The organism is Acinetobacter lwoffii (assembly GCF_019343495.1).
Taxonomy (GTDB): domain Bacteria; phylum Pseudomonadota; class Gammaproteobacteria; order Pseudomonadales; family Moraxellaceae; genus Acinetobacter; species Acinetobacter lwoffii_P.
This window is the reverse complement of record NZ_CP072549.1, coordinates 2934603-2947173: the sequence shown is the minus strand read 5'-3', so window position 1 is coordinate 2947173 and position 12571 is coordinate 2934603. Positions and strand designations below refer to the sequence as shown.

Genomic DNA, 12571 nt, shown 5'->3' with positions numbered 1-12571 from the left:
TTGACGTTGTTACTAACAACGACTTTGTGCCCCACCTGTACAGTTATAACCAAATATTTTCAAATTGCCTGACATATGCAGATTTCCATGAACGTTCAACCCCATAAATCCTTTTTCAGCACCTTGATCAAACGAAGGAACATCTTGGGGCGCGGTTGTATAAGTTCCGTCGGCATTATAGGTACGCCCTGTATACGTACTATAAACACCTATATTGGCATAACCTTCTAAGGCGCCATCCCCTGTGCCCGTTTCAATGGAAACTGTATTAAAGCCTAAATTACGGATCTTTAAAGGCTGGTGATCATAAAAGGTAATTTGCATCGCCGTCTGTGGTTCATTACGATGATTAATGATGGTTGTCCCATCAATTGAAAATTTATCAATCTGAATCGTGCCTTGAATGCCTTTAAAGACTAACCACTTTTTATTTCCATTGGCATCGACATGGTTATTCGGTGCTATTGCCAGACGGCAAAATTGTTTTGTTGCTCCACAAGCGGTGGGATCTAGAACATAAAATACTTCTAGCGGGTTGCCACTTCCATCAAGCCGAGAAATTTTATCTTTACTTAAATCTGTCGCATAAACATGGTTTAAAGATAAAGTCCAGTTAAGATCTGCTCCGCCCTGCCCCACTGTATTGGTTAATGCTTGCTGATCAAGGGCTTCCAATCCGGCAAGACTGGCCATAGAAGTACATAATAATGCACAGAGTGTTACTAATTTGGACATTCTTATACTCCCTTAAAGACCAGTTGTTCTAATTTTCAGATGCTGAATCAGGACACCATCAATGACAGCAGATCCAAAATTCTTACTTACACCCTCAGTATTTTTAAATACGATTCCTGTTGAATTCACACCATCCTTGGCACGCAGCATATTTGTTCCTGAGATACGCTCTGTAGTCCCTATTGAGATACTACTGTGAGTCGCATTACGCCCTTGATAAAGTGCGGTGGTATCTGACACATTATTTTTAATCGGTGTACCACAACTATAGACATTACAGGTCGAACCCTTTAAATCTGTTGTACCCAATCCGCCCCCATAATTTTGATAAATTTGATTATAAATAGCAGGAATATTGGGAATACGTGTCACTTCTAAAATAATATTATTGCCTTCTGAACCGACAACGAAAGGCTGGTACATATTACCAAGCACCAAATTAATATTTGGACTATAGAGATATAAACCCTCAGAATCATGAAATATAGGAGCATCACTTCCATTCAAGGCCGGGGTCGGGACATTACCATCAAGTGCATCTGTTTTTGCTGCGGTACTGAGACGAATACCTTTACTGTTAAGATTACTATCGCTACTGCTTAGATTTTCTGGTCGATCATTGGTATTCAGACGAACAATACTCGCCATACCTAATGTTTGGCTGTAATTCTTATTGTCAGATTCTAAGGTTTGGAATAACCGAACTTGCGAGCCATTAAAACTCAGACCATTAGCAATAAATTGAGTTCTTAATCGATAATTTGTGTCAAGGCCTGAAGTCGGCCCACCTGTTATAGGATCTACAGCATTCGAGGAATTAAGCTCACGTGCAAAAATATCACTCCAGAAGCCCAGCTTGATATTATTATCACTTTCGACCCCTGCAATTGGACTTAATGGGGCTTCCAAAGCAATATAGCCTACATCTTTAGCAGCGTCCTTAAACTGTTTGACGTTTTCAGTTCCTGCCCGGAATAACCAAGGATTATCTGCTGATCCCCAGCTAAAACCCTGATTACTGTATCGTGTGCTTAAAGAACCATCGCTTTTCGATAATGCCAGACCATAAATAAATACATCGGCTTTAGTTCTTAAAGTGCTCACAGAGCTTTTAGCAGCTTCAGTTTTAGCAGCCTGATCTGCTCTAGCAATGATTTCAGCCATAGCAGCACTATCTGCATCTTTCATCATTCCAGCTAGAGCAGCTTCCAATTTTTTGTTGTATTCTGCTTTAACTAGTTCAATAATTCTTGCATCTACAATTGCTCCAATAATATTTTGTCTATCAACAGTCGTACTCCATTGAGTATCTGGAATCTGCCGATCTGCATTTTGGCCATACAGAAGCTGAATCATTTCCAATGTATTAGTTTTGGCTTTATCATCTAAACCAATTAAATCCCATCGTAAATGCTCAAACATTGTTGTGCCATCATCTACCAGATCATATTGAGTTAAAAGGGGGTTACCGGCTCCATTATAATAATCATCACGACGTTGGTCATAATAGGCTTTCATAAAGTCTGTATTATAATAATAATCAACTAATTCTTGTTTAAATGCGTCCCGGTTTGTTTGTGTATCATGAGTATTTTTAATCGTATTATAGTTATCATTATAAAAATCAGTTTTTAAGGTATCAAAGGCTTGCTGATACTCAGTTGCATAATTCTGCGTTCTTTCAACATGAAAAGCATTATCATATGTAGATTTATAAACTTTGTCGTATACACGCTGCCCAAGTTGGTTGTAATTCTCACCCGTCGGGATAATACGAATAAAGCCTGTATCTGCTTGTCCGGGGTTTTCAATGCCTCTGGCATAACTAGAACTAGCAGAAAGATCTTTAGGACCTTGAAACACCATTTTAAAATCATCAAGTACCAGCGCAACACCCTCACCGGTGGTGTCAGAAAGAGAAGAATCTGATAATTCCTGCATCGCATGTGCAGAAGGCAACAGGCTGAAACCGATTGTCATCGCCAAATAACTTTTGCGAAATTTAAATATATCTTTTATCTGAGCCATCTCACTCTTTCCTTTTTATTCGATGCTCCGCACCTTATGCTTCAGCTTCCCAGCCGCCAATCTTTGATTTTTTATAATGCATCGCATCTTTTTTATGGTTATGCGGAATCCATTATGCTGATTTTTGATACAGATGCCAAAGCCAATTAGGCGAAAAATAGCAGTTTCCGATGAATGAAAATCTCAAAAAAATAAACGGGACATAAAGTCCCGTCATTCAATATTTTAAAACAATTAGGTCTTCGGCAAAGTAACGCCTGTCTGACCTTGATATTTACCACCACGATCTTTATATGAGGTTTCACAGACTTCATCAGATTCAAAAAACAGCATCTGCGCTACACCTTCACCTGCATAAATACGCGCAGGAAGATTGGTCGTATTTGAAAACTCTAAAGTGACGTGTCCTTCCCACTCTGGCTCAAGCGGAGTCACGTTAACAATGATGCCACAACGCGCATAAGTAGACTTGCCCAAGCACACGGTCAAAACATTACGTGGAATGCGGAAATATTCGATGGTACGCGCCAAAGCAAACGAGTTAGGCGGAATGATACAGACATCCGACTCGATATCAATAAAGCTGCGTTCATCAAAGTTCTTCGGATCGACAATTGCAGAATGCACATTGGTGAATACTTTAAATTCACGTGCACAACGCACGTCATAACCATAGCTGGATACGCCATACGAAATCAGCTTTTGACCATTTTCATCCAAACGTACCTGGTTTTCTGCATACGGTTCAATCATGCCGTGTTTTTCGCTCATTTCGCGAATCCAACGATCAGACTTAATTGCCATTGATATAATCCAAAAATCTTAAGAACAAGTTATTGCGACGTACTTTAACTGAAATTGACACTAATGAAAATAAGTGAAAGGCTTAGAGCTAAAGTTGCCAAAAAATTGCTGATTGAGATCAGCTTATAAACTTAAAAGTGCAGAATAGCTTAAAGGAATGGAAAAGCTCATTAATACCAGCGAAGCCGTTTTCTGCAGGTTTTTCTGATTGAGCCAGCGACTGTTTTTTCTGGCCAGGATTGAACCCAGAAAAGTCCAGAAGAATGCAATCGGGATCAACAGAAGCAAGAAAACCAGCATATGAGTCACATAATGTTGGCCGCTTTTCCAGACAATGACAGGAAAGATCGCTGAGGCAAATAAAAGTGCTTTAGGATTAAGCAAGGTTGCCAAAAATAATTCTCGTGCGCGAATCGAGACATTTTCAAGATTTTCGCTTATTTCTGCAGTCCGCCATAATTTCACAGCGAGAAATAGAATATAGCCAGCACTAAAAAGTTTGAGAATGGTCGGTAAAAGCGGAAGATGAACGGAAATTTTTCCGATCAGAATGCCCCATAAGCTAATGGCAATCAGATAACCAAAGGCTTCCGCAGGAATTAAACGAAATGTTTTTTTAAATCCGACCTGAATGCCTGAAGATGCCAATAAGGTATTGGTTGGGCCTGGTGTTAAAAGAATGGTTGCCACTAAACCAATAAAAAACCATGAAATCATAGTTTGACCTCGCTCTAATCCGAGTAGCATAGAAGAATTCGGTCAGTGCTGCAAAAAAATAATTGTAAGAGAACATATGATCTAAAATTTAAATTTATTTATTTTAATTAATTCAAATACTTATATAAATATTTAGGATAAATACCCGATAGTCATTTCAGTCAATTTCGGTCATTTAAATCGAGCTAATTTTAAAAATAAGAAATAAAAAGCCCTAGCTTTTAACTAAGGCTTAAATATCTGAATTATCTATAGAATTAGAAAATTCGGCTATGATCTTTTTCTGCTTTAGGTAGCTGCGCTGCAATTTTCTCTGCAATCAGCATATAGCTTTCTGCAGCAGCATCTTCGGCAATGACAGAAGGTGTACCGGCATCCGCATTTTCACGAATTTTAGCATCCAAAGGTAAACGGCCCAATAATGGGATTTGATATTGCTCAGACAGTTTATCGCCACCACCTGTACCAAAAATCTGTTCCTCAAAACCACAATTTGAGCAGATATGGGTCGACATGTTTTCAATCACGCCCATGATCGGAATCTGCACCCGATTAAACAATTCAATGCCTTTGGTCGCATCCAGCAATGCCACGTTTTGTGGTGTCGTCACAATCACTGCGCCCGTCACCGGAATACGCTGCGCGAGAGTTAACTGGATATCGCCTGTGCCAGGTGGCATATCAATCATCAGCACATCGAGGTCTGGCCATAGGGTCTGATTGAATAACTGCATCAATGCCCCCGTGGCTTTTGGACCACGCCAAGCGACTGGAGTATTGTGGTCTCCAGTTAAATGGCCAATTGATAACACCGCCATTCTATAGGCTTCAATTGGAACAAACTGCTCTGCTTCGATCATTGGCGTTTTGCCGGCATTGCCGAGCATGGTCGGGATACTTGGACCGTAAATATCGGCATCCAGTACGCCTACGCGCAGGCCTAATTTCTGTAGAGCCAAAGCCAGATTTACAGTCGTGGTCGATTTACCTACGCCACCTTTGCCGGATGACACCAGAATCACATTTTGAATCCTTGGGTGTTTTGGAACATCACGCTGTTGCGGCGCAGCTTTTTGAATAGGTGGATTATTTGGATCAGCTTCTTCAGCTTTTGCAGGCTGTGCCGACGCATCAACCACAGGGGGAAGATTGGGTTTTTCTTCCGCTTTAGGCTCGCTTGAACAGTTTTCACCTTCAGCATGATTATGCCCGCAACCACCTTCTTTCTTATGTCCAGTTTTCTGCTGAATCACATGCATATTCAGTTCTTGAATACCACATTTTTGCAAAGCTTCCGCCAGTTCATCATGAATCTGTTGCAGCTGCGCTTTTTCTTCTGGATAGGTATTCAAAGTGATTTGCAGAATCTCACCCTGTACATTGACCTGCGTAATACGATCTTTCAAGGCATTGCTGGAATTTGGCAAGATATAGTTTTGCAGTACGTTTTGCACAGCTTCTTCGTTCACCTCCTTGGAAGGCGAAAAAACCGATTTAAGCGAAGAAAGCCAAGACATAGGTTACTCCAAAAATGTAGATCGACATCTGAATCGCTTAGTTTAACGGGGTTTTAGGCGAAGGTTAAGCACTGTATTGGAGAAGATGAAACAGATATCTTCAATTTCCAACCATTTTACTCGGTTTTGTGAAATATTTTATGGAATCTTGGTGAATAGAAATAATGAAAGAAAAGAGAGATGGACTATTTTGATGTAATAAATTTTTTTACTGATCTTATGCGATCAAGCCACTTTAACCCTCTGTAATTAAAGTGGCTCCCTGATCACAGACTATTTATGATTTTTATTGTTTTCAGATTTGTCCTGTTGATCCTTAGTATTTTTATCCTGATCTTGTTTCGATTCATCCTTTTTGGACTGAGAGTTGCTTTCTGAATCTGTATCTTTGGCATCTTGCTGCTGATTAGAATCACCTTCCTTCGATTGATTATCTTTCATTTTATTCATCGTATCAGTTGCCATCTGTTTCAGCTCAGCGAACTTAACCGAGGCTTCGCTGAATAAATCTGTGATTTTCTGTCTGGTATCTTCAAACTTATGCATGGCTTCATCTTTTAAATTTGCCATACCTGCCTGCTGATCGGTCTGACCATCTTTAGCATTTTGTTTATCTGACTTGTTAGATGATTTATCTTGAGAGGCATGATCCGCTTTGGTCTTTTTCGCATCATCCGAACCTTGCTCAGCATTTTGCTGGTTGTCAGATTTGCCATGTTTCAGCTCATTCAGAAGCTTTTCACCTTTTTGCAATAGCTCTTCACCGATCGCTATCGCTTTGGCTTTTAAGTCATCCATCTTAAAGCTTTCAGTTTTTTTATCGGACTGATTCTCTTGAGAACTGTCTTTTTGCGTTGATTGCTCAGCATTTTCATCTTTACCGTTATGCTGGGTATCAGACTTCTGATTAGCATGGGTCTGGGCACTTTGCCCGTTCTTATGTTCCTGATTATGCTGTTTATCTATCTCGTTTTGCTTTTGCTCTTTAGCAAGCTGATCATTCAATTCGCGTGCATGTTGTTCTTTATCTTGATTTTGCTTCGACGTATTGTTTTGGTTCTGCTGAGTCATGAGGTACCCTCCTTAGGCATATCATATAAACAATCAGCCATTTTTTTAGCACAAAGCATCACGCGAATCGGGCGAAGTAAGCAAACTGCAACAAAGCCTGTACAAGTTGTTGCTATTGTTTGCAGGATGTAGCATGAGCTGAGTCAAATCTGTATTGAAAAGCTATATGCTAAAGATGATGCAGGCTTTTGTATTCGGGCTGTCCAAGTCCATCTATTCGCAGGGTTTCAGCAAAGCATTTCTTTGTAATCCCCTCGGCATCATGTAAAATTATGGCCCATTGCATAATGAATACGAATGAGAGAGTGAATCCGTGCGTAAAATTTTAGTCACCAATGCCCTTCCTTACGCCAATGGCCCGATTCATATGGGTCACTTACTTGGCTATATCCAAGCAGATATTTGGGTACGTGCCATGCGTGCGATGGGTCATGATGTGACTTATGTCTGTGCGGATGATGCTCACGGAACCGCGATCATGCTACGTGCCGAAGCGAATGGCATTTCACCTGAAGCGCAAATTGCCAATGTGCAAAAAGAACACATTCGTGACTTTGACGGTTTCGGTGTGCATTTCGATCATTATGATTCTACACATAGCGATACCAACCGTGCCCGTGCGTCAGAAATCTATGTGAAAAACCGTGATGCGGGCAATATTGCAGTTCGTCCGGTGACCCAGCTTTTTGATCCTGAAAAAGGCATGTTCCTGTCAGACCGTTTCATTAAAGGCACCTGTCCTAAATGTAAGGCGGAAGATCAGTACGGCGACTCATGTGAAGTCTGCGGTGCAACTTATAATGCGACAGAGTTGTTGAATCCGCATTCCACTTTAAGTGGCGCAACTCCAGTCGAAAAATCATCTGATCATTACTTCTTTAAATTGCCAAATTTTGGTGAATACCTGCAAAAATGGACTCGTGATGAAGGTCGCTTGCCGGTATCGATTGCCAACAAGCTGGACGAATGGTTTGAAAATGGCTTGAATGACTGGGACATCTCACGTGATGCGCCATACTTCGGTTTTGAAATTCCAGATGCGCCAAACAAATATTTCTATGTTTGGGTGGATGCGCCGATTGGTTATATGTCGAGCTTTGAAAACTACATCAAAACCAAACGTCCTGAATTGAATTTTGATGACTACTGGAAAAAAGATTCTGAAAATGAGGTCTATCACTTCATTGGTAAAGACATCGTGTATTTCCATGCCCTGTTCTGGCCGGCAATGCTTGAAGGTGCAAACTACCGCACGCCATCAGGCTTATTCGTGAATGGTTTCTTGACTGTCAATGGCCAAAAGATGTCAAAATCTCGCGGCACATTTATTAAAGCGGAAACCTATTTAGAGCATTTAAATCCTGAATATCTACGCTATTACTTCGCGTCGAAACTTTCTGACAAAGTTGAAGATTCTGACCTGAACCTTGATGATTTCGTTCAGAAAGTAAATTCAGATTTGGTCGGTAAAGTCGTAAATATTGCCAGCCGTTGTGCAAAATTCATTAACACCAAATTTGATAACAAGTTAAGCACGACATGTGCTGAACCTGAATTGGTACAAAGCTTTATTGATGCCGGTAGTTCAATTGCTCAAGCTTATGAAGCACGTGAATTCTCTGCGGCGATTCGTGAAATCATGGCACTGGCAGACAAAGCCAACCAGTACATCGACGAGAAAAAGCCTTGGGCACTTGCTAAGCAAGAAGGTCAGGAACAACAGGTTCATGATGTATGTTCTGTGGGGATCAACCTGTTCCGTCAATTGGCAGTTTACTTGGCTCCTGTATTGCCGACACTAGCTCAACAGGTTCAAGATTTCTTGCAACTTGAAAGCTTCGATTTTGCTTCTCGCAAAACCATTCTAGTGGGTCATGAAATTGCATTGTTCCAACCCTTAATGCAACGTGTAGATCCAAAAGCGGTTGCTGCCATGGTGGATGCATCTAAAGATTCTTTAGCTGCTCCTGCTGCTGAACCAGCAAAAGCTGAGAAGAAAAAAGAGAAGAAGATTGAAAAGAAAGCTGAACCTAAAGTCGGTGAAGCTGAAATCATTAATATTGATGATTTTATGAAAGTTGACCTGCGTGTGGCTGAAGTTTTGGAAGCGGCTACGGTTGAAGGTTCTGACAAACTGCTTCAACTCACTTTAAACGTTGGTGAAGCTGAGCCACGTAATGTGTTCAGTGGTATTCGTGAGTTCTACCAACCTGAAGACTTAAAAGGCAAACTGGTGGTGATGGTGGCGAACCTTGCGCCACGTAAGATGCGTTTTGGTATTTCGAACGGTATGGTACTTGCAGCGGGTAATGGCGAAGGTGTTTGGGTGATTTCACCTGAATCTGGTGCTAAACCGGGTGATAAAGTGTCTTAAGATTTCCATTTTAAGCAAAGAAAGCCTCTACTGATGTAGGGGCTTTTTTATTAGTTATTTCCCTCATCCCAACCTTCTCCCAGAGGGGGAGGAGCATTCATTACTAAATAAATTTTTGTGTAGTTCCCTCTCCTTATAGGAGAGGGTTAGGGAGAGGTCAGAAACTATTGCCTTACTTTTGAAAGATCAAAAGTAACAAAAATCTTTTGTTAACTTGATGATACTTCCATGTATCACAAGTGAACGGCGACATCCATGTCGCCTCCAACTAAATTAATACCATCATTAAGTCAACTTTTTTATTACATCGAACAGACCAAATGTTTAAATAAAGTATTGGCTTAACACTATTTTTAGTTTGAAATCATTTTAATTTGAGCCAAAAAACTTGAGTTGCAATATTTAAATACTCATATGCAACATTAGTTTTTTGCGCAAAGGCTTCATCACGAGTGATTAGATATTCACAAAAACAACCATAAGATGCATGTGACATGTCACTGAATGATGCAATAGAACGCTTTTCTTTATGTAATCCTTCATCTTGATAATAACCGATCAGATTTAATATAGTATAAATTTGATTTACTTTTTGAAAAATATAGTATTCCTGCTCTGAACCAATTAAATTTTTCAATTGAAAGAAGTCATCTAACTCATTATTTTCCAATTCAGGATTGTTTTCTTGAAGTAATTTCCATATTTGATTTAAAGCATTTGGTAATTTAATTTTTTGTAAGTTATCATGATTGATATTCAATGATTCTCGTAAAGATTTATGAGGTGATTTTTCTTTATTAGACTCTTCTAAATGCCTTACCGATCTCTGAATATATGATTTATATTTATCTCGCTGATTCATTAGGTTCGGGATTTTAACTTTAAATTTTTCTATTTCTGATAAAAGATAGTCATCTTTGTATGTACTGTTCTTAAGATCACTTAAAGATTTTTCTAAAAATAGTAATAAATTATCAAAAGCTTCAATTTGTTTGTATTCAAAAGTTTTAAAATCCTTTACACCACCATATAAAGCAAATAAATTCTTAGTTGATGGATTAATCATTTTGTTTAAAAAATTATTTTCAATATAATTATTAAAATGAACTAGTGGATCATCCCAGGATCTAAAAATAGTATTTGTTAAAGTCCCATGCTCATTAGTAGTTAAGGCGATATAGTGTGCATTTAACTCCCTTAAGATATCTAAAAACTCGACACAATATTTACTGCTTTTCCCCTTTATTACTGATCTGTAAATTTCTTCTAAAGTAATGGGTGAATAAACAGCTTGTACTTCTTCTTTTAAATATCTAAAAAAATCTGAATCTCTACTAAGCAATGGCTTTTCTTTATATTCACTAAATAAGTCTAGAATATTTTGATCTAAATAAGCTAGAGGTTTTCCTGAGTGCTCTGGTTCGCTCATACAATGCTCTCATTAAGTAATTATCTATTTTCTTCGAAATAATCCATCAAAAAAGCCTCTATCTCTAGAGGCTTTTTTATAGCTGGGTCACTTAGCCTTGCAACACAAATTCCCAAATCACATAGCCCAGTCCAAAACCCAGTAGTGAATATAAGGTAATAATGAAAAATACAAAGCTGGCATTGTTTTTTCTTTTCCAAAAACTCATCGCGACACCCAAAGCTTGTTCGTAATACCCCATGTTAACGAGCTTTTCATAAAAAGTGAAATGTATCTAAGCATTTTATTTATAATAATATTTTCATCAAAAATAAATTCTTTACTTTCAAAAAATCAATATACAGATTCAGACTTAATTTTTAGTACAGATGCCAAATCGGCATTGCTATTTAAAAAAATGGTAAATATATTCATATTCTTTTTTGCTGGCATCCGTGCTAATACATAGAATTGACTTTAATTACATAAGAATAGCCATGAAATACTTCACATCTTCTCTCGTCATGTCACTGCTTGCTTTAGGTTCAATGACGGGTATCTCTCAAACACATGCACAAACCGTTTCTAGCACCCAACAACAAAAACAGGTTCCGGGGTATTATCAGTATAACTTCGGAGATTACCAGATTACTGCCCTGCTGGATGGTAGCAATTATCTGTCCAAAGCCTTATTTAAAGATATTCCAGCAGCCCAAGCCGATCAGATCTTGAAAAAATACTACGTCGATCAGGCCAAAGGCATCCAGACATCCGTGAATGCCTTTCTGGTCAATACAGCCAAAGAACTGGTTCTGGTCGATAGCGGAACTTCAAGCTGTAATGGTCCACACCTAGGTTCAGTGTATTCCAATTTACAGGCTTCAGGGCATAAACCTGAACAGGTCAATGCCATCCTGCTCACGCATTTGCATCCTGACCATGTATGCGGCATCAGCAATAATGGCGTGGCCAATTTTCCCAATGCCAATATTTATGTGTCTCAAACTGAACTGGATTTCTGGATGAATTCTAAAACAGCAGACAAATTACCAAAAGCCAAGCAGGCAGGTTTTTTGGGCACAGTCGATAAAATCAAGAAAGCCATTGCCCCCTATCAGGTCAAGAATCAGCTCAAAACCTTTAAAACTGGCGATAAAATCCATGCTTTCGATGTCATCAGTTCGGCTGGACATACACCGGGGCATTTTGGTTTTAGCTTAAAATCACAAGGTCAGCAGATGGTGTTTATTGGAGATATTGTGCATTCACATACGCTGCAGTTTGATCGCCCACAGACCGGCGTTGACTTTGATGTCGATCCGAAAAAGGCGATCGAAACCCGCTTAAAATATTTTGCTGAATATGCGAAAAATGGTCAGACGGTAGCAGCACCACATTTGCCATTTCCGGGGATTGGACATATTTATTCTAAAGACAATAAAAGCTATCAATGGATTCCGGTACATTTTAAAGATTAATTGAATACTTCAATAATTTTATCTAAGCATGAAACCCTAATTTTTTAGGGTTTCATTTATTTTAAATATCCTTCAGCCAGATTCCCTATGACTTGGTAAATTTAAAACTTGAATGACGCTTTGAAATTTAAAAGCAATAGTTTCGTTTATTTTTAAATTTTTTCTTAAAAATCTTTTACTTTTTACGTGCACCTTTAGCATGCTTTTTTAGCACCGTTTTTCTTACGATAAATATAAACACCTAAAAATATAATATAAATCTGAATTTTATGAACTCTCGCCATGTCTTAGTTTGGTGCAAAAAAATAGTAACGTGCTTTATATCGAGTCTTATCAATTTCAAGAAATTCTTCATCAAAATTTCCCTTGCTTAGCCCTCTTCTACAATCAATTTGCCTCTATATACTGATTTTCTTTTGTGATCCCGCGCACTAAATTG

The 12571-nt window shown here is 38.9% G+C and carries 10 protein-coding genes; 2 read left to right on the top strand and 8 right to left on the bottom strand.

Annotated features, from left to right (window positions below; all coding sequences use genetic code 11):
* Positions 1-12: 12 nt before the first annotated feature.
* The 6 genes from J7649_RS13815 to J7649_RS13790 form a co-directional block, all read right to left on the bottom strand.
* Complete coding sequence (locus tag J7649_RS13815) at positions 13-735, bottom strand: hypothetical protein (protein WP_219308672.1); 723 nt, start codon at positions 733-735, stop codon at positions 13-15.
* A 12-nt stretch (positions 736-747) separates the two neighbouring features.
* Positions 748-2763, bottom strand: coding sequence for a hypothetical protein (locus J7649_RS13810; RefSeq protein WP_219308670.1), 2016 nt, complete (start codon positions 2761-2763; stop codon positions 748-750).
* Positions 2764-2997: 234 nt separating this feature from the next.
* The gene (gene dcd, locus J7649_RS13805; protein WP_004280726.1) at positions 2998-3567 is read right to left on the bottom strand and encodes a dCTP deaminase; all 570 of its coding nucleotides are present in this window, start codon (positions 3565-3567) and stop codon (positions 2998-3000) included.
* A gap of 123 nt (positions 3568-3690) precedes the next feature.
* On the bottom strand, positions 3691-4284 hold the full coding sequence (locus J7649_RS13800) for a LysE family translocator (protein ID WP_004732019.1): 594 nt from the start codon (positions 4282-4284) through the stop codon (positions 3691-3693).
* Positions 4285-4541: 257 nt separating this feature from the next.
* On the bottom strand, positions 4542-5801 hold the full coding sequence (gene apbC / locus J7649_RS13795) for an iron-sulfur cluster carrier protein ApbC (RefSeq protein WP_219308668.1): 1260 nt from the start codon (positions 5799-5801) through the stop codon (positions 4542-4544).
* Between the two features lie 273 nt (positions 5802-6074).
* The gene (locus tag J7649_RS13790; protein ID WP_219308666.1) at positions 6075-6872 is read right to left on the bottom strand and encodes a putative sodium/potassium/calcium exchanger; all 798 of its coding nucleotides are present in this window, start codon (positions 6870-6872) and stop codon (positions 6075-6077) included.
* A 313-nt stretch (positions 6873-7185) separates the two neighbouring features.
* Here J7649_RS13790 and metG point away from each other — a divergent pair, with 313 nt between their 5' ends.
* The gene (gene metG, locus J7649_RS13785; protein ID WP_219308664.1) at positions 7186-9246 is read left to right on the top strand and encodes a methionine--tRNA ligase; all 2061 of its coding nucleotides are present in this window, start codon (positions 7186-7188) and stop codon (positions 9244-9246) included.
* A 364-nt stretch (positions 9247-9610) separates the two neighbouring features.
* Here metG and J7649_RS13780 read toward each other — a convergent pair whose 3' ends face one another.
* Positions 9611-10675 carry a hypothetical protein gene (locus J7649_RS13780; RefSeq protein ID WP_219308655.1) on the bottom strand — a complete coding sequence of 355 codons (1065 nt, stop codon included), beginning with the start codon at positions 10673-10675 and terminating at the stop codon, positions 9611-9613.
* A gap of 91 nt (positions 10676-10766) precedes the next feature.
* Positions 10767-10883, bottom strand: coding sequence for a hypothetical protein (locus J7649_RS13775; RefSeq protein ID WP_086044934.1), 117 nt, complete (start codon positions 10881-10883; stop codon positions 10767-10769).
* A gap of 268 nt (positions 10884-11151) precedes the next feature.
* On the opposite strand from J7649_RS13775, the gene J7649_RS13770 reads away from it, so the two are divergent.
* Positions 11152-12132, top strand: coding sequence for an MBL fold metallo-hydrolase (locus tag J7649_RS13770; RefSeq protein WP_219308653.1), 981 nt, complete (start codon positions 11152-11154; stop codon positions 12130-12132).
* Positions 12133-12571: the final 439 nt, after the last annotated feature.